This window comes from Paenibacillus sp. CMAA1364, from assembly GCF_054373195.1.
This window is the reverse complement of sequence record NZ_JBITNB010000030.1, coordinates 1-20,038: the sequence shown is the minus strand read 5'-3', so window position 1 is coordinate 20,038 and position 20,038 is coordinate 1. Positions and strand designations below refer to the sequence as shown.

Genomic DNA, 20,038 nt, shown 5'->3' with positions numbered 1-20,038 from the left:
TCTTCACTCCTTAATTAATGTTGTAAGAACTACTCCAAATACTAATAATGCTGCTCCCAACCAAAATGCAAGTCCATAGTTGCCCGTCATTGTCCGAAGATAACCACCAAGAAATACACCTAACGCTGCAAATACTTGATGGATGAACCAACTAAATCCAAGAATACTCCCCATGGCGTTTTTTCCAAATTTATCACCAATAATACCCGTTACAAGTGGAATGATCGGCATCGAAGAGATCCCATACACGACAGCAAATATATATAATTGCCAAATACCTGGTGACACCGCAATCCATATAAAAGCAAGTAACCTAACTATGTACAATATAACAAGCAGATTTTTTTTTCCCATGGCCCGTGTTAATTGTCCAGTAATCCACATCGAACAAGCACTTGCCAAAGCTGCAATACCCAACAATTGACCACCAAGTGATTTCCCACCATCTAAATCAACTGCAAAATTCGGAAGATGCATAGTTACTAAGTATAAAGTAAAACCACATGTAGCAAATCCTAGAGTAGCCACCCAAAACTCATGACATTTTAATGCTTCTGACAATGATACACTCTTTGCTACTGCAAATGAAGACAAAGAATCCCCGTCTGGCATTTGATCGATATCTGTCGGATTATTCTTCACTACAATTAACACGAATGGAACCACAACTACGAGCATGATTAATCCTAGCGTTACAAATGCAGTTCGAAAGCTTGAACTAGCAATTAAAGCACCGGTTAATGGAAGTAATATAAGCTGACCGATGTTCATCCCCATAGAACTTCTAGATAACATTTTAGCCCGTTGCTTCACATACCATCTGGATACTAGAACGGAGTTTGCCATGGAACCACAACCAGCAAAACCAATAGCAGTGAGTACTCCATAGTAAAGAAAAAACTGCCATAATTGCGTTATCGTTGCTGAAAGAATAAATGCGCCCCCCATTAAAGCAGCACTACTCGCTATTACTGTTTTTGGTCCAAACCGATCAATCAGTTTTCCCATAACCGGCTGGAAAATCCCCCAAGTAATCATATTAAGAGATACTGCTAAGCTCAGAATGGTTAAATCCCATCCATAGGCTTCATTTAATGGAGCAAAAAATTGCCCAGCTGTTAAATTTAATCCAAATGCGCCCATTAACGTTAAAAATGTTACCATCACTACCTTTGGACCTAGAAAAGATCTTGTCATAACATAACCCCTTTCAAATTAACCCCTATATGCTATATCTAATGGTTAATAATATACTCAATTATTATTAACCTGTCAAACATGATACAATAGGTTAATCAGGAAGGCGGATGATTTACGTGACAAATGAAATAAAGTTCCCACTCATATCAGGCAATATTTCAATAGATCTAGTTAACACTGAAGTTGTACGACACGGTTCCCGACATGATTTATTAACAAAACCAGAGCATGTTATAGCATGGTTTCATACTTTAGCTAAAGATAGCATTATAGTTGAGAAACAATTTAATAAAGATATAGAACAATGGGCTCATGATGTATTACCGCTTTTACATGAAATGCGTTCATTCCTACGAGAAGGTTATAAAAAAATGGCAGATGGAGGGGCAGTGCCTTCAGATTGGATATCTCGTTTGGAATTATTAATAACGCAAGCTCCTTTTACTTATCAGTTACAAGAAGATAAATTAATTCCTATTCCAGTTGGGGACGCTGTACATGCCCTCGGTTCAATCATTGCATTAGATGCTCTAAAACTTTTATCTTCTAATCAATTAAGAAATATTCAGCGATGTGCCAATCCAGACTGCGTCTTATTATTTATAGATACACACGGAAGACGAAAATGGTGTTCGATGAAAATATGCGGTAATAGAAGCAAAGTCACCCGTCATCAACGACAAAAAACTGAGAAGAAATAGTCAGTTCTATCTAAGTAAACAGAAAAACACGAAGGTAAACGGACAATTAGTCCATATTATCTTCGTGTTAGGGTATAACTATTTTACCAAGGGAACAAGTAATTTGCCTTGGGGAACAACTTTGTTTGGCGGTAAATAAGAAGAGTCAAGTTTTAGTTTTATAAAAAGGATCGATCATTATCTAGCTTTAACCTTCAATAATCGCGCCCGTTGTGGTGATCCCTATTCTAACGGAAGCAAAAGACCCTATTTACTTGACATTGAGGCAGGTAGAGTTCTAACGGAACTGGGTGACACTATTGGGCTGAAACTAATGATCGTCACCCTAAATAGTAGAAATAAGCGCTCCCACTTCCGTTACAAACTTAAACAACACTAATATCACGATATAAGGGCTCTCATTTCCATTAGAACATCGAAGAGAGCATATCTGACTGCTAATAACGAAGTTACTCCACAATCTGGTCCATTAGTTGAATAAGTATCCTCCACATCAACAGCAAATACGTTTATATTCTCTTCTAGTAAATAAGCCCAGGCTCAAAACTAATTGAGCACTTGCACTTTGTTATTACATTATCAAATTGTTTTAGCCATTGTTATATTCGTAATTTCATAACCCATTTTTTCATATAATCCACGTGCAATTTTGTTATGACCAAAAACGTTTAGACCCATTTTATTCATACCTAACTCTTTAGCAATAATTTCAGCTTCTTTCATTGCCTTCTTGCCATATCCCTGGCCTTGAAAGTGTTCAAAAATCACAAAATCATATATAAAACCTTCATTACGATTTGTAGGCGTATTTTGTGAGATCCAGATCATCCAACTAAAATATCGTTGTGAAAAATAGAGAATAAATGATTATTCTCAGTCTTCTCATCCTTTGGCAGTAGTCGTTCAAATGATTCCCTCGATAAGTCAATCGCTTCACCTTCACTCCAATTTCCGGAAGCGATCTTGTCTTTTGCATAGTCTTCAATTGCATAACTGATATATTGTTTGAACTCGTCTTGGTTCATAGGTTGTAATGCAATAAATTTATCCCCCCCAATCCAATTTTCAATTTTAACAATTTAAAAAGATTCCTAAGTTTATAATGTCTAAATTAAAGTACTTCTTCACTCCCCAATTATCGGAAACGACATCTGAATGGAGAACCCCTTCTCATATTCAGACTCCACTTCAATGTCGATCTACAATTCTTCGCATAATTTCTTTACAAGATACAATCCCATGCCAGTAGACTGCTTTCTATTCGAGTTATCCCCTGTAAATCCCTTATCAAATATAAAAGGCAGATCACAATCCAACACGCCAATGCCATTATCAGCTATCGTTAGATAATAACGATTCTTTAAACTGTCCAAACCTGATTTTAACCAAATAAAACTCTGCACTTCTTCATTCTTGTATTTAACTGCATTAACCAATACTTGCGATAAAATAAATTGGAGTGCCCTTGTATCTGACACTATCGGAATATCTTCCATCTGATCAACCATTTGAACTTCTTGTTCATCCAATAAAGCTTGGAGTTCTAGCAAGACATCTTCACAGCAAATATCGAGCGATATTCTCTCCAGACAATAATCAATATGTGCGGCCTGCAATCGTGCATAGAATAATATCTGTTCTACATTATCATTAATATTAATTCTGGCATGCTCAAGTCTTTGATACACTAATTCTGACATTTCTTCTCTACGATTCTGCACAACTAAGGTTAATAAAGAGATCGGTGTCTTTATCTCATGAACCCAACGATCAATAAATTCTGTATAATCTCGTGTCTGTAATTTAACCTCATCCAACTGATCATTCAGCATCCTTAATTTATTAGCTAGTTCATTCACCTTTCCTGTATGTATTTCACCAATCATATTTATCCATACATATTCATGTTCTCGTGATGGTTCTCTTAGAAAGTCATAAAATGCTTTGTCTTTCTTCTTTTTTCCTTTCCCATCTAATAATATGCCCATCATAATACTTGCTACAGAAAAAACAATCATAACACCAACTAATAGCTTAAATATTTCAGAATCCGCCACCCAAGCTAGAAAAGTAAAAAAGGCAGCATTCATACATAATAGTAATATCCAATGATCTGATATCTTTAACGTATTTATCCAGTCCCTTAGTCTCATGGGTAGTCAACCCTTATTAATTGATATCCCGTCCCTCTGACCGTCTTGATCTGATTGGACAATCCAACTTCATCAAGGGTCTTACGTAATCTAGTCATATTCACTTGTAGTATGTTCTCATCCACATAATTGCTTCCCCATAACAAGTCGAACAACTCTTCTTTGGTTACTACGGAGGGATAAGCCTTTACCAGAGTCTTCATAATCATTCCTTCATTCTCCGACAATGAAATGGAATTCTTACCAATATACAATATATTGGCATGCTCATCTAATTGAAAATCACCAGCATCAAGAAGAACATGCATATTAGCATAGAGTTGATGCAACTTTTGGATTCTAGCGATAAGCCGTTTAGGATGACAAGGCTTCGTTAAATAATCATCCGCACCTAACTCCAATGCATGTAACTCATCACGAAGTTGATTGCGCGAAGTCAATACTAATATAGGCCCGATCCCTCTAGCTTTTAGTCCACGGCAAATTTGGAATCCAAGTAGTCATCTTCCACAATGACGATCTTTTCCATGACTTCAGCACCTACTCTATCTCTATTAATTTCCTTATTTCTTGATCACTCTTTCGCTGAATCACCCATATATAACACCATTCGAAAGCGATAAATGCAATAAGTACACTTGCTACCACCATACTATTTTTAAAGCTTATTGTCATGGATGGGAAAGAATTCAACATAGACCAAATCCCAAATATAGAGCTGACGAATGCGACCACAATAACTAAACCGAAATATAACCAAATTTGTATCCTTGCTGATGAACAAAGCGATTCAACACTTGCTCCTAGCATAGCTAATGTGGAATATCTATTCCTCGTACTTCTTTGCTGCATAAGGAACTTCAAGCCTAATACTGTATTTGCTATGATTAGAAACATTATACCTAGATAAAAGGTGGTATAGCTACCTGCCACTGTAAAAAACAACTTTCTTCCCATGCTAGAAAGATAACTCTCATAGTTCACATGAGATGGTTCCAGCAACTTGTCTATTTCATACATCGCTTGCATTAGACCTTTTTCCTCAACAAAATCAGAATCTAGAACCATATTCCACAGAGATGAATCCGATGAGCTTCCAGCGAAGGTATCATACATATCATCAGGTACAATCAATGCATAGGATAGCGTGATAGCTCGATCTGCAACGAGGTTACTTGTAAATAATTTTGAAACCAATTTATATTTCTGTTCCCCCATACTCACCGTCGGATTAGACGGTAGTATCATCCTTAATATATCATGAGCGAATGAGAACTCTTCATCAGAATACAGTGCAACTTGATCCTGTCCCAATACAATAGGAGCTTTATTAACGGATTGAAGCAATGTATTATAACTAGAAAGAGCAATGAAGTATGGCGTATTTGAAGATAAATACCTTACTAAGTTATCTTTCTCGTCTGATTCTTTTTCTTTGGAAATGGAATCTACTAATCCTGCCCATGAGAAAGTTGCTGAAGCGGTATCTTCTGTCTCGGAAGGTTGAATATGTCCTAGTCTCATTGCATAATAATCTTGTACGTAAGGTGCCAATAAATCAGAGGACAACACAGAAACAACATCCTTTTCCGCCCCTCTAAAAGTAAAGTCAACCGTTTTGCTAGAGACGACATTATTATTCAGAGCATTTGAAGTTCCAAAGGCAAAACAAACCATAGCCATTAGAATTAGCATCGAGGATATAGCAAGAGAACTCCATTGATGAAGCACATTCTCTTGAAGTTGTCTTCCGGTAAATACGAACAACCCTTTAGAAGAACTACCTTTCCGTTGTACCCATGCCCCTATAAACTTCCCAATCCTCGAAACAGTATGAACGTCCCACTGATTCCTACAATCATTATCAATCCAAATATCCTATAATTAAGCGTGCGCAAATATAATACGGCTAATACATAAGCGATACATAGAAAGATTGATCCAATGATTAATACTACGCCAGTCAGTAAGCTAACCATGCTCCACAGAGGTGAAAGGTTCCGTTGCGATTTTTCCTTCTGATCATTTAGCAGATCCACAGGTTCCTTCCTGCTCATTCTCAAGCTAAGAATAAATACCGCCAGTAGTTGAACCGCAATAAAACCTAATACCGTTAATCCCAATCCAACCCAGGAGATACGAAATTCATGACCAATCACGCCCATGCCAACAAACCTTGAAGTTGCTAGACTAATTAACTCCGTTAAGAATAATGACACAGGAACGCCAATTCACACAGCCACTACACCATTCCATAATGTCTCTCCCATGATCATAGCAAACAACTTCCTTTGCCTCATCCCCATCATTAAATACATACCGAATTCATGACTACGTTGTTGTAATTGGTATCGATTGGCAAAATAGACTAAGAAAAATACGAAGAACAGCGAAACCGCATAAAGCATCGGAATCATTAACAAAAGCCTCTCTACCGCGTCACTCTCAACTGTTCTTAGATACACCATAATATCTTGTTCACCAAGTGAAAGAATAACATAGAAGGCAACAATCGAAATGATAAGTGAAGCGAAATATACCCCATTTTCCTTACGGGTCTTACGACTATTTCGCTTGAGAAAGTCAAAGAACATGACTACTTCCCCCTCCCAATTGTGCCAAAACAGTCAATATACGTTCGTAAAATGCATGCTGTGTTTCGGCAGGTACCTTTCTTCGAAGTTCATGAAAAATCACACCATCTTGAATAAATAAGATTCTTGAGCAAAAGCTTGCTGCATTCGCATCATGAGTGACCATTAGGATAGTGGCACCATCGGTCTGTATGTTGGAATATAGTTTTTCCATTAAGGTTTTTGCGTTCTTTGTATCAAGGGCACCCGTGGGCTCATCTGCTAATACAATACTTGGACTAGATATCAATGCTCTTGCCGCGGCAACTCTCTGCTTCTGCCCCCCTGACATTTGAGAAGGGAACTTATGCAATACCTCCTCAATATCAAATTGTTTCGCTAACTTGTGAACTCGATCTTCTTGTCCATTTGGATTGTCTCCATGTATCAATAACGGAAGAACAATATTTTCTCTAGCCGTTAAGTTATCTATCAACTCAAATTGTTGAAATAAGTACCCCATTCTACTTCCTCTATATTTAGCTAATTGGGATCCTTTAAATGAAGATATATTGTTACCCTCTAAAAGGATTTGTCCAGCGGTCGGCTTCAACATTGTTGCAATACAATTAAGCATTGTGGTCTTGCCCGATCCACTTGCGCCCATAATACCAAGGAACTCTCCTGGAAGAACATCAAAAGTAATCCCCTTCAATGCAGTGGTTTCACTTTGACCCTTACCATATGTCTTTTACACATTCTGAACTTGAAGCAGCTTGTCTGAAATTTTCATATCCAATTCTCCCTCGCATTTTTTCTATACATATACCTTACAAAAGAACCATAACAATTAACACTTACAGTTGTTGTAAGGTTTGAGCGAGGGCGTAAACTCTAGTCTTATTTGGTGAACACAAAAGCACGAAGGACGTTGGATGTTTAGTCCATCTCACCTTCGTGCTAGGTTTAGATTGATTTCATTTTCTATCTGGATCAGACCGCAAGATCTTCTCCATGGCTCTACCCTTTGCTAATTCATCAATCAATTTATCCAAAAAGCGAATTTCCCGCATCGTTGGTTCTTCGACATTTTCCACTCGGACGCCACAGACGACACCTTTGATCAAATTCCGTAAAGGATTCAGTTGGGGAGCTTCTGCAAAGAAAGTCTCAAAATCGCTCTTTTTTTCCAATTGTGCTTCTAACTCTTCTGGACTGTACCCTGTTTGCCAACGGATAATTTGATCTACTTCCGACTTTGTACGTCCTTTTCTCTCTGCCTTGGTAACATAGTGAGGATATACACTTGCGAAACTCGTGGTAAAAATCTTATGTTTGATCAAGATACAATTCCCTTTCTGCATACCCTATTAAGGTGATTTCATCATTATTTGTGCCCTTATAATGTAGTAATAATCGGTCCATCCTTCGTAAGAATAATGGTATGTTCGTATTGGGCTACAAAACTTTTCTCTGTCACATAGGTCCAGCCGTCTTCCTTTTGGAATACTTCTTCTTCTAAAGTCGAGATAAATGGTTCGAATGCAATAACCATCCCCTCCTTTAATAATTCATCATCCCATGTATCATTATAATTATAAATATGGTTAGGTTCTTCGTGTATCGTACGTCCAATACCATGTCCTGTAAGATTTTTAATAACCGTAAATCCATTCGCTCTGGCTGTTTGGAATACTATCTTTCCAATTCTACTTTTCTTTGAACCAGGTTTTGCATTCTTAAGCCCTGCTTCAAAGGCCTTTTTAGCAACGTCGCATATTTTCGTTAATACTTCTTCTCCTTCGCCTACTACAAAGGATATTCCTGTATCTGCAAAATACCCATTTTTGGAACCAGAAACATCTATATTCACTAAATCCCCCTCATGAATAACCCGTTGACCGGGAATACCATGTGCCACTTCTTCATTAACACTAATGCAAGTATAGCCAGGAAAATCATATTCACCTTTTGGGGCTGAAACTGCACCAGCTTTCTCAAAAAATACTCCTGCTATATCATCAAGTTCTTTAGTCGTTATACCAGGAATTGATCTTTGTACCAATTCATCTCTAATGAAGGCAACAATTTTGCCAATTTCCTTCAAACCATTAAAATCTTCTTCTGTTTTTGCAATCATCGTATTTCCTCACTTTTTAAAGTATATTATGATCAGTATTCCTTTTAGATTGTAACATAAACAGAACGGCCCTTTCTTCAGTATTCTGCCGCTTCTTCTCTTGCTAATCTCTTGCTATATTTCTGCTATACCTCTGATAATTATCTCGCATCCCCCTGCCTTATATATCTACAAATAAAAAACACTAAGGTAATCGGATGATTAATCCCCGATCACCTTAGTTGTTAGCTTACAAAGCCCTCTACTCCACCGTCACACTCTTCGCCAAATTCCGTGGTTTATCCACATCGTTACCCCGCGCAAGTGAAGCATAGTACGCAAGTAATTGTAGCGGTAGTACCGATAGCGCTGGGGTTAGTAGCGGTAATGTCTTCGGGATTGCGAAGACTTGATCTGCGGATTTAAGCAGCGTCTGAGCGTGTTCCTCGAACGTAATCGCCATAATGTCTGCACCACGCGCACTGACTTCTTTGATATTACTGACTGTCTTTTCTAGAACATTGTCTTGGGTTACCAAAGCAATTACGGGTATTCCCTCTTCGATCAATGCCAATGTTCCATGTTTCAATTCACCTGCTGGGTAAGCTTCAGAATGGATGTAGGAGATCTCTTTCAACTTTAGAGAACCTTCTTGTGCCACGGCATAATCTATTCCTCTACCGATGAAGAATAAATGCTCATGTGCAGCTATTTGTTCCGCATACGATTTGATAGCATCTGTATCTTCTAACATGCTTTCCAACTGTTCCGGTAGGGCTTGCATAGCTTGGATCATTTCTATCCTAGCTTCGAGTGTTTGTGTACCTCTCATTTGGGCCAGATACAATCCAAATAAATAAAATGCTATCAATTGGGAAGTGTATGCTTTGGTCGAAGCAACAGCAATCTCTGGACCCGCTAGTGTGACGATAACATCATCTGCATCACGAGCAATGGAGCTGCCAACAACGTTCGTGATCGCTAAGACATGGGCTCCGTTCGCTTTTGCTTCACGTAATGCTGCTAACGTATCTGCCGTTTCCCCAGATTGACTAACCACAATGACTAACGTATCGGATGATACGATAGGTGAACGATAGCGATATTCCGAGGCCACATCTGTCTCCACAGGAATTCGTACCAGTTGCTCAATGACATTGCGCCCTACTAGACCCGCATGATATGCCGTTCCACAAGCAATAATCTGAATATTACGAATATTGATTATTTGTTCATACGTTAGTTTCAATTCCGGAAAGACAACCTTCTCACCTAGTTCATCAAACCGACCACGCATGGTATCCCGATAAGCTCTAGGTTGCTCGTGGATCTCTTTTAACATGAAGTGCTCGTATCCACCCTTTTCTGCAGTTACCGCATCCCAATCGACATGAATCATTTCCCGAGAAATATAATTCCCTTCGATTGTCATTAATTCGACGAAATCTGGAGTCAATACAGCCATTTCCCCATCATTAAGGATATATACTTGACGTGTATATTGAAGAATCGCGGGAATATCTGACCCGATAAAGTTCTCACCTTCTCCAATACCTATAATGAGAGGGCTGGCTTGTCGAACCGCAACGATTTTATTAGGCTCGTACTCCGTTAATACCCCTAATGCGAATGCACCACGCATATGGGTGATTGCTTGTTGAACTGCCTTTACAATATCTCCAGCATATTCACGGGCAATAAGATGTGCAATAATCTCCGTATCTGTCTCTGAGACGAAATGATGTCCTTGTACCATCAACTCATCTTTTAAATCCAAATAGTTCTCTACAATACCATTATGAACAACTGAGAACTTCGACGATCCGTCTGTATGGGGATGTGAATTAGCATCAGATGGTTTACCATGCGTTGCCCAACGTGTATGACCAATTCCCGCTCCTCCAACTAGTGGCTCATTCGCAAGTTTAGCTTCTAAATTCATTAGTCGTCCTTGGGCTTTCACAACTTCAAGACCTTTATCTGTAAACACAGCAATACCTGCCGAGTCATAACCTCGATATTCTAACTTCTTTAACCCTTCGACTAGAACCGACTGCGTATTCTTGTTACCAATATATCCGACAATACCACACATCTCTAAATCCCCCGTTCACTTCTATTAATATTAGAATAAAAGTGTACGAGTCTTCTGTGCGGCATGTTCAAGAATGCACAAACATCATTATCCATGTATTCAATTATACAAAGTGCAACCATAAATGTGCATTCCAGTTCAATACCGCTCTTACATTCTCGCACACTTATACATTTAATGTACTACATTGCACCCATCACAACGTTGTATGAACAGTCGCCCACTCATTTTCCGTTAATGATTCACGGCTCTGGTGCATCACCGGGAGGCCCCCGCCGAACATTTCGAACACCTCCACCTCGTCAACTTGATCTGCCGTTCATGTATGATTCAAATATCACACATCCCGCGCTAGTCAAGTTCTGGCGCTTTTATTACTATATGCTCTATCCTCACTCTCTTTATTGGAATATTACTTTTTTATTATATGCACGTTGGATTCATTTGGCAATGTCCAAATCATTATGATGGACAAAGAAGACCACTGGAACCATTGCAAATGGTTTCAGTGATCTTCCACAATAGATCTTGCATACGCTCACTTATACTAATTCTCGCTTAACTACCTCGACAATTCCATTTACATAAGTATCAAGAGTATCTTTATCTGGCCCTTCAGCCATTACACGTATTAATGATTCTGTACCAGATGCGCGGACAAGAACGCGACCATTATCGCCTAACAATTCCTCTACGTTTGTGATGGCTTCTTGTATAGCTACGTTACCTTCATAATTCGTTTTGTCTTCTACACGGACATTCACTAGAACCTGAGGATATTGTTTCATCATCGATTTGGCTTCACTAAGTTTCTTGCCGCTTTGTTGCAATATGTCTACCAATTGAATTCCTGTAAGTATGCCATCACCCGTCGTGTTATAATCCAAGAAGATGACATGACCGGATTGTTCTCCGCCGAGGTTATATCCCCCTCTTCTCATTTCCTCCATAACATAACGATCTCCAACAGCAGTCTTGAATGTATTTAATTGAAGCTTCTCACATGCTTTATAGAAACCGATATTACTCATAACCGTTGAAACCACCGTGTTATTATTTAATTTACCATTGCGGTTCATTGCTTCAGCACATATGCAGAGGATAAAGTCTCCATCTACTTCTGCACCTGTCTCATCAATAGCAATTAATCGGTCAGCATCACCATCAAAGGCTAATCCTATATCTGCTTGATGCTCCAACACAATCTTCTTTAATAATTCAGGATGTGTCGAACCACAATGATCATTAATGTTCAGTCCATTCGGCTCGGCACCAATTGTTATCACTTGTGCTCCAAGATCACGGAATAACTGTGGAGCTAGTTCGTATGCAGAACCGTTAGCACAATCCAGTACAATTTTTAACCCTGCAAAAGAATGTGTTACTGTCGTCTTCAAGAACTCTAAATACTTAAATTTCGCTTCGTTATCCACAATGACATTTCCTAGTTCTATACCAATAGGACGTGGTAAACTGTCTACTTTCGTATCCATCAGCGTTTCAATTTTGAGTTCTGTTTCATCGGATAATTTAAATCCATCACGACCAAAGAACTTTATACCGTTATCTTCAACAGGATTATGCGAAGCAGAGATCATGACACCTGCATCGGCTTCTAATAGTCTAGTGATATATGCAACCGCTGGAGTACTCACAATACCAATACGAATAACATGTGCTCCAATAGACAGTAGACCTGCTACTAGTGCGGACTCTAACATATGGCCGGATACACGTGTATCCATCCCGATAACGACAGTGGGCTTATCTATATCATTCGTAAGTACATATCCTCCACAACGACCTATACTGTAAGCTAATTCAGCTGTTAATTCTATGTTCGCTATACCACGCACACCATCTGTTCCGAAATATTTCCCCATAATTTTCTCCTTTGTATATCAACTCTTCTAATTCTAAGTTGCTTATTCCTATTAACCCAACAATATGTCATAGAATCATTTGTAGAACGATCTATGTCGAAGGCTCCTTACGGTCTACATCAACTGCTGTATTAAATTCGGGCTTTATCTTATCGTTAGGCTTACTAACCACCGGTTCTGTTGTACCATTCTTATCCGTCGGCTCTTCAATAACCGGCTTATCTTTATCGTTTGTAACTGGTGGTACTACTTTATCTTTATCCTTCACTTCTACTATCACCACAAGAGACTTATCACTGTTAAGTGAAATAGACGTCGGGAGATTGACTTCGACTGGTATTTCATGAGTGCCTAACTTAAGTTGGCTGACATTTGCCGTTATCTTAATATCTGTCTTTTTCAGATTATTAAGTGCTGTATTCGTGCCCGTTAAAGTTAGACTTAATGACTTTCCCTCTGGCTTCACGAAGGCCACCTGAGTATCCGTACTGATGCCTTCAATAATGATAGGAATATCATTGATCGTTATCTCGCCAAGCGACTCTATATTAACTACTGCTTGTGTTTCAACCTGAACCTGAATGACACTAGGCTCGATTTTGTCTACCCCTTCCGGTGGTATTAAGGTCACATTCAACGTAGACTTACCCTCTGTAGTAATCTTACTGAGATCGACTGCAGGAGAATTCAATAATTCTATCTGTGATAACACTTCTCTCGAACCGAATAAAGTCACTTCACTCACATTCGAATTCGTATTGGTTAATTCTAACCCATCAGGAAGATTACCTGTGTACTGAACCTTCAAAGAGACAGACTTGGATGGTGAAATAAGTGGAATTTCAACCGCTACTTCTGCAGGTACTATAACAGCGTCTTTGATTTCCTGACCATCACTATCTATTGCGACTAACTTCACCTTTTTCACTTTGATTGTTTCTTTATTAGCATCAAGTTTAACGATACCCTGTACTTTAGATACTCTTTGCATATCACTATTCGGCAAAGTCACTTTTACTTTATTAGGATCACTTAGAATTGCACCGACAACATATCCTTCCAATAAGCTACCACTCGTCACGATACTCACTGGAAAAGAAACTTCTGATTTTTTCTCAATCGTAACGGTAACCTTATTGGGGCTCATGGAAACAAGTTCTACTCCAGATGGCAGCTCATAGGATAACGGTACAGTGAACGTGCCTTCAATAATATCACTAAGATCCAAAGTTACTTTATAATCATCATTAAATATAGACGTAATCGCAGAGCGTTTCCCCTTCACTTCGATTCTGACACGATCTGTATCCAAGGTATTTAATACATATAGGGAGTCATCTAATCCAAAAGGTTGCACTTTAACATTCTCAATAAACGTCGTATCTATCGTTGAGGTGGGTGTAGGAGTGACATCATCGGTATGTACCATCCCCCATAATAAAATGCTAACTGCAATGGCTAAAATTTTTACAACTGTATTATTCTTAATCCACCTATCCATTCAAATCATCCCCTTTCCGTTTCCAGAATGCAGGGCGTTTCTCTTTATGATTCGAGTTCGGACGTAATTCTTCGTATAACTTGGATATCAAAGATTCCTCTTTAATATCTCTCACGACTTGACCATCCATAGCTAACGAGATCTGTCCTGTCTCCTCTGACACAATTACAGACATCGCATCTCCCACTTCACTAATGCCTATGGCAGCACGATGACGTGTTCCTAATTCCTTACTAATAAATGGATTCTCCGAAAGCGGCAAGTAACATGCAGCTGCAGCGATCTGGTTAGATTGTATAATAACTGCACCATCATGTAATGGCGTGTTGGGTGTGAACACATTAATAATCAGTTCTGAACTGATTTTAGAATTCATGGGTATCCCTGATTCAGTATATTCATTAAGACCTGTCTCACGTTCAAAAACAATTAATGCGCCAATTTTTCTACGTGATAAATAATTAACAGCTTTAATAATTTCACCTATTAACTTCGTGAATTCTTCATCTTCATCGGCCGATCTTCCTATAAATTTACCTCTCCCTAATTGCTCAAGACCTCGTCGCAATTCTGGTTGGAAGATAATAAATATAGCCAGAACACCAAATGTAAACATCTGATTCATGAGCCATTTCAATGTATAAAGATCGAACCAAGTACTAAGCGCCCAAATAATGACTAATACAAGAATTCCTTTTAATAATTGAATCGCTCTTGTTCCTCTAACTAGTAAAATAGCATGATAAATAACGTATGATACGATAGCGATATCAATAATATCCTTCACAGAATCTTTCCAAGTGATGTCAGTGAAATAACTCATTCTAAGGCCCCCGTTTATTCCTTCAATAAGACGTTTCTATATCTATATATTGTCCCTAAACCTAAGGTTATAACGAACTACCTCTTCTTGCAAGTAAAGGTTGCAAAATTCGACTAAAATATCCAGTTTACTCTAGATTAACTCATTTATATACGTTGGAGCAACTCCATCCTACTAACAACCTACTCCTAGTATTGCTAACTATGCCATGTTTCAATTCAATTTATAACATTTGGGCAAAAATATAAGGATAAAGTATATAATTAATCTTATACTTTATCCTTATATCCTTCATATGACCTTCTTGGTGTTCACAATTTTGAATCAACTTCTACAAAGAAATTTATCGATAAGACACATCTGAGAAGGCGTTGGAGATTTTGTACCAAATCCAGTCTAGTGCGCGATCAACACTCTTCACCTGGCCTGATATTTGAGCTGTAGAGGCTGTATATAACGATCCATCAATTACCGTTAAATTACCATCGACCTTACCAAACACCTCAGCTTGCCCATTCTCTATCGTTAAGTCCCCTGCAATTACTTTCCCTTCGGGTACAATAACCGTATTACCTTCAATAATAACCTGATCTAAGTTATTTCCTTGTACCACCAATTGACTATTCTGGTTAAAGACATTAATCACGCTAAGTAACATTACAACGAAAAATAATGCAGCAGCTGTTACTGCTGGATGTCTCTTCATCCATTTAACCCATATCTGCGGTTCCTTAGTTCTAGGAAGAGTATTCAGAATGCGCTCCGTTAGTTCATTCGATGCAGCAGGAATATGGTGTGGAAGAGAATACAACATCATATCTGTCTGTTCAAGTTCATTAAAGCGCATGCGACAATGATCACAAGAGAGTAAGTGTGATTTCAACATCTTACCCTGCTCCTTGGCCAAGTCGTCATCTAGGTAATCGTGTATTAAGGAGACGGCTATCTTGCATTCCATATGAGCCAGTCCTTTCAATCCATCATTTAGTATCTTATTTATGATCACAACTTGTGTTTTCTAAGCTTGATAACTTACATACGTATCAATTCCTAAGATGTTTCATAAATACACGAAATCATAATTTATGTTCTAAGCTCTTTCGCAAAAATTCTCTTCCCCGATGGACACGAGTCTTGATCGTCGTAACCGGCATATCTAATACATCACTGATTTCTTGAAGAGACATCTCTTGAAGATATCTTAGAATCATAACAGACTTATACTTTACAGGTAGGCTTTCAATAGCCTTATAAACAATCTGTTTCGTCTCCGAGAGCAACACTTCACTTTCTGGTGTACGATCATCTCCAGGGAGTATAGAGTAACCATCTAGCCCTTCTTGGTCATTCATATCAGCGTCTAGCGAATATGTAGGTTTTCTTTTCCTCAAACGGTCAATAGATAGGTTCGTAGCAATGCGATAAATCCATGTAGAGAACTTCTGATTAGGATCATATCGATCTAGACTTTTAAAAACACGCAAAAAGGTCTCCTGAACGACGTCCTCTGCCTCTTGACGATTGTTCAACATTCTATAGCCTAAAAAATATATTTTATCTTTATATAACTCAACAATTTCGGCAAAAGCCTGCTGATCACCTTTAATGGCAAGCTTCGTTAATCTATTCTCTAATTGATCCAACTTGATTCCCCCAGACTTGCTGATGGGTATTAATAGGTTCCCAGAACAACACTAGAATTTTAATTCATGTTTGTTCAAAAAGCAATACCGCTTCCATTAACAATACCATATTCAGCTAGAAGATACGGAAGTTCCGCATAAATATATTTACTATAATGCCATAAATAAAAGCCGAGCTCTCCGAAAGGATACTCGACTTTTATTGGTTATTTAATTTTTTTTGCTCGTATACGATCAACCCGTATTTCGAAGACCTGCCGCAATTCCGTTAATGGTTAGGAGAACTTCACGAAGTAACTCAGGATTATCTTCATCATTCTCACGACATTGACGTAGTTCACTAATAAGTTGAACTTGTAGATAGCTTAGTGGATCCACGTATGGATTACGCAGTCGGATTGATTCTTGAATTACAGGCACATTATCCAGCAATTCCTTTTGCCCAGTAATCTTCAGAATAAGATCTGTCGTTAACTTATATTCTTCTTCAATGAGACCGAAGATACGCTCACGGTAGGAGACTTCTTTCGTCATATCCGCATATTCTTTAGCGATCAACAGATCTGCTTTGGACATAGCCATCTGTAACGTATCAATGAGAGATGTGAAGAATGGGAATTTAGAATACATCTCTTGTAGAACTTGAAGATTCTCTTCTTTGTTCTGATAATAGCTTTGCAAACCTGTACCTGCTGCGTACCAAGCTGGTAGTAAGTAACGACTCTGTGTCCATGCAAACACCCAAGGAATGGCGCGCAAGTCTTCGAAACGGTCACTGTTCTTACGTTTAGCAGGTCGAGAACCGATATTCAACTCACCCACTTCAGAGAGCGGTGTTGATTCTTTGAAGAAGGTTAAGAAGTCTGGGTCACGGAAGATCAGATCTTGATATTTCTTAAGGGATACTTCAGAAATACCTTTAGCAATCAAGTCCCACTCATCTTCTTGTTGTTCAATTAGATCAGCCTGCGGACAACGAGCATGAATTGCAACTGTAATTAAAGCCGATGTCGCCTGCTCTAAGCTACGATAAGCAATACCTTGCAGGGAATATCTTGAGGAAATAACCTCACCTTGCTCCGTAATTTTGATTCCACCACCCACAGTAGAGGCCGGTTGTGCTAGAATACTCCGATTGAGTGACATTCCACCACGTCCTAGTGCTCCACCACGTCCATGGAAGAACTTCAGCTTCACATTAAAGTCATCCGCTGTCGCCGTGATCTTCTTCATGGCTACGCGCAACTCCCAGTTGGCAGTAACCGCTCCACCATCTTTGTTACTGTCTGAGTATCCTAACATAATCTCTTGTAGATCACCCATCGCTGAGACAGCTTCACGATAAATAGGTAATGTAAACATTTGCTTCATAATCTCTGGTGCTGCAAATAGATCGTCGATGGTCTCAAATAAAGGAACCGCTTGTAGCGTACAGGTAATGGATTGATCTTCATTTCGACGGAATAATCCAACTTCTTTAGCGAAGACCATGACCTCTAAGATATCACTAGCTCCTTCAGCCATACTGATCAAATATTTCGAAATACAATCCTTACCAAATTCCTGTTGTGCCTTATACACTACGCGATATACATCCAAACATTCCTTCGTATTCTCGCTGTACGTGTGATAATCAGAAGTAATTGGTCTTGGATCATTTAATATATTGTTAAGAAGAGTAATCTTCTCCTCTTCAGATAACTCGGCATAATTACTGACAATATTCATATTAGCCAATACTTCAGACATTGCATTCTCATGTTCTTGACTATGTTGGCGGATATCAAGCGATGCTGTATGGAATCCGAATAATTCAACTTGTCTAATCAGTTTTTTGATATGCGTATCGGCAATATAATCTGCATAATGATGACGCAGACTACGGTCAATTACATTTAGATCTTCAATAAAATCTGCAGGTGTTGCATAACATTCATCCTTATCTTCACTATTCTCATCAATGATATTATTAATTTTCTTCATCATGTAGACAAGCTTAATGCGATACGGTTCATACTGATTATGCCATACTGCCTTTTTACTCAAAGAAATAGTAGATTGATCCAGACGTATTGATTCCTCTAGTTCATCAGATACAGACACAATCGTTGTACTGAAGCTCAAATTCCTCATTAACTCAGTCATAATACGTTCATACTCACGAATAGCTAATTTGCGTTGCATTGTAAGTGTCTTCCATGTAATGTTGGATTTAACCGAAGGATTACCATCACGATCTCCACCAATCCATGAGCCGAACTTAAGATATGTTGGTACATGCCACAGTTGACCTGGATAGTATTTACTTAGACAGCGCTCTAGCTCTTGATACACATCTGGAAGCACATGAAAAAGTGTCTCATGGAAGTAATACATTCCATTTCTAACTTCATCAATGACGGTTGGTTTACGATCTCTCAACTCATCCGTTTGCCAAAGTGTAATAACCTCATTCAACAGCTTCTCACGAAGTTGCTCACGTTCACGGAAAGTAAGTGTAGGATTATCTAGAAGCATGACATCTTCTGAGATGCGCTTATGAATATCTAGAATAGCTCTACGCATAGCTTCTGTTGGATGTGCTGTCATAACAAGTTCAAGTGAAAGACCTTCAATTACTTCTTTCACTTCTTCATATGAATAATCAAGTTTCTTCAATTCCTGGACAGCACTCTCAATAGATCCCGGTTGAATGGTCTCACCCGCCGAACGCTCATAATCACGTTTTCTACGAATGCGATGATTCTGTTCCGCAATATTAACAAGTTCGAAATAGATTGCAAAAGCACGAATAACTTGATGTCTTGTTTCTGGCTTTAGCTCACTAATCGTTTGTTTGAATTCTGTATATACTTCTGAGACATATTCTGATCTTAAAGACTTGCTTGTTTCACGAATCTTCTCTACTATCTCTAGAAGTTCATTTCCACCTTGATGGACTAATACCTCGCCCAGAATGTTTCCAAGAAACCGTACGTCACGCCGAAGCAAGTTACTCGAATTGCTTTTGTTGGCGTTATCCATAAGTTCAGTCATGGTACTCCTCCTATCGTCTACCGTTTCAATTGAATTCTAATTTAATCCTTCATAACATCATACAATAAAAGCCGATTAAAAACCTTACATTTCTATAAAATTAATTGTAATTCATGTATTAATAATAGATTATTCTGAATTTTAATACATAGTGCAGATGATCTATTCTACTAATCAACTATGTATGCAAAGGCTAACTAACACACTATAAATTAACTTCAACAAACACTGATGATGATAATCATCATACATGATGGAGAGCGTAAAATATTATGTGTAAATAGATAAATAGAAAAAGGAAGACCTTTTCT

Annotated in this window: 17 protein-coding genes and 1 pseudogene; 1 reads left to right on the top strand and 17 read right to left on the bottom strand. The window is 38.5% G+C overall.

Annotated features, from left to right (window positions below):
* Positions 1–3 precede the first annotated feature (3 nt).
* Positions 4–1,197, bottom strand: coding sequence for an MFS transporter (locus ACH8E3_RS14605; protein ID WP_458633381.1), 1,194 nt, complete (start codon positions 1,195–1,197; stop codon positions 4–6).
* A gap of 119 nt (positions 1,198–1,316) precedes the next feature.
* Between ACH8E3_RS14605 and ACH8E3_RS14600 the strand changes: the two genes are divergently transcribed.
* Positions 1,317–1,901 (top strand): CGNR zinc finger domain-containing protein, encoded by a 585-nt coding sequence (locus tag ACH8E3_RS14600; protein ID WP_458633380.1) that lies wholly within the window; start codon positions 1,317–1,319, stop codon positions 1,899–1,901.
* Positions 1,902–2,480: 579 nt separating this feature from the next.
* On the opposite strand, the pseudogene ACH8E3_RS14595 reads toward ACH8E3_RS14600, so the two are convergent.
* The 16 genes and pseudogenes from ACH8E3_RS14595 to ppc all read right to left on the bottom strand — a co-directional run bounded on the left by ACH8E3_RS14595 (position 2,481) and on the right by ppc (position 19,727).
* Positions 2,481–2,926: pseudogene (locus ACH8E3_RS14595) on the bottom strand (GNAT family N-acetyltransferase).
* Between the two features lie 174 nt (positions 2,927–3,100).
* Positions 3,101–4,054: a sensor histidine kinase gene (locus ACH8E3_RS14590; protein ID WP_458633379.1), complete on the bottom strand. Its 954-nt coding sequence runs from the start codon at positions 4,052–4,054 to the stop codon at positions 3,101–3,103.
* Entirely contained in the window at positions 4,051–4,539 is a 489-nt protein-coding gene (locus tag ACH8E3_RS14585) for a response regulator transcription factor (RefSeq protein WP_458633402.1), read from the bottom strand. The genes ACH8E3_RS14590 and ACH8E3_RS14585 overlap by 4 nt, the downstream gene beginning before the upstream one ends.
* A 55-nt stretch (positions 4,540–4,594) precedes the next feature.
* A complete protein-coding gene (locus ACH8E3_RS14580; protein WP_458633378.1) occupies positions 4,595–5,821 on the bottom strand; it encodes a hypothetical protein in 1,227 nt (408 codons plus the stop codon).
* A 38-nt stretch (positions 5,822–5,859) separates the two neighbouring features.
* A complete protein-coding gene (locus tag ACH8E3_RS14575) occupies positions 5,860–6,273 on the bottom strand; it encodes a hypothetical protein (protein WP_458633377.1) in 414 nt (137 codons plus the stop codon).
* 12 nt (positions 6,274–6,285) lie between these two features.
* On the bottom strand, positions 6,286–6,648 hold the full coding sequence (locus ACH8E3_RS14570; protein ID WP_458633376.1) for an FtsX-like permease family protein: 363 nt from the start codon (positions 6,646–6,648) through the stop codon (positions 6,286–6,288).
* The gene (locus ACH8E3_RS14565; RefSeq protein ID WP_458633375.1) at positions 6,638–7,342 is read right to left on the bottom strand and encodes an ABC transporter ATP-binding protein; all 705 of its coding nucleotides are present in this window, start codon (positions 7,340–7,342) and stop codon (positions 6,638–6,640) included. The genes ACH8E3_RS14570 and ACH8E3_RS14565 overlap by 11 nt, the downstream gene beginning before the upstream one ends.
* A 262-nt stretch (positions 7,343–7,604) precedes the next feature.
* The gene (locus ACH8E3_RS14560) at positions 7,605–7,970 is read right to left on the bottom strand and encodes a DUF2200 domain-containing protein (RefSeq protein ID WP_458633374.1); all 366 of its coding nucleotides are present in this window, start codon (positions 7,968–7,970) and stop codon (positions 7,605–7,607) included.
* 56 nt (positions 7,971–8,026) lie between these two features.
* Positions 8,027–8,767 carry a type I methionyl aminopeptidase gene (map, locus tag ACH8E3_RS14555; protein ID WP_458633373.1) on the bottom strand — a complete coding sequence of 247 codons (741 nt, stop codon included), beginning with the start codon at positions 8,765–8,767 and terminating at the stop codon, positions 8,027–8,029.
* A gap of 241 nt (positions 8,768–9,008) precedes the next feature.
* On the bottom strand, positions 9,009–10,841 hold the full coding sequence (gene glmS, locus ACH8E3_RS14550) for a glutamine--fructose-6-phosphate transaminase (isomerizing) (RefSeq protein WP_458633372.1): 1,833 nt from the start codon (positions 10,839–10,841) through the stop codon (positions 9,009–9,011).
* A gap of 542 nt (positions 10,842–11,383) precedes the next feature.
* On the bottom strand, positions 11,384–12,724 hold the full coding sequence (gene glmM / locus ACH8E3_RS14545) for a phosphoglucosamine mutase (RefSeq protein WP_458633371.1): 1,341 nt from the start codon (positions 12,722–12,724) through the stop codon (positions 11,384–11,386).
* Positions 12,725–12,815: 91 nt separating this feature from the next.
* Positions 12,816–14,225, bottom strand: coding sequence for a CdaR family protein (locus ACH8E3_RS14540; RefSeq protein ID WP_458633370.1), 1,410 nt, complete (start codon positions 14,223–14,225; stop codon positions 12,816–12,818).
* Positions 14,218–15,048: a diadenylate cyclase CdaA gene (gene cdaA / locus ACH8E3_RS14535; RefSeq protein WP_458633369.1), complete on the bottom strand. Its 831-nt coding sequence runs from the start codon at positions 15,046–15,048 to the stop codon at positions 14,218–14,220. The genes ACH8E3_RS14540 and cdaA overlap by 8 nt, the downstream gene beginning before the upstream one ends.
* A 343-nt stretch (positions 15,049–15,391) precedes the next feature.
* Entirely contained in the window at positions 15,392–16,006 is a 615-nt protein-coding gene (locus ACH8E3_RS14530; RefSeq protein WP_458633368.1) for a zf-HC2 domain-containing protein, read from the bottom strand.
* A 118-nt stretch (positions 16,007–16,124) separates the two neighbouring features.
* Positions 16,125–16,691, bottom strand: a complete 567-nt coding sequence (gene sigW, locus ACH8E3_RS14525; protein WP_458633367.1) for an RNA polymerase sigma factor SigW — start codon at positions 16,689–16,691, stop codon at positions 16,125–16,127.
* Between the two features lie 234 nt (positions 16,692–16,925).
* Positions 16,926–19,727 carry a phosphoenolpyruvate carboxylase gene (ppc, locus tag ACH8E3_RS14520; RefSeq protein WP_458633366.1) on the bottom strand — a complete coding sequence of 934 codons (2,802 nt, stop codon included), beginning with the start codon at positions 19,725–19,727 and terminating at the stop codon, positions 16,926–16,928.
* Between the last annotated feature and the right edge of the window lie 311 nt (positions 19,728–20,038).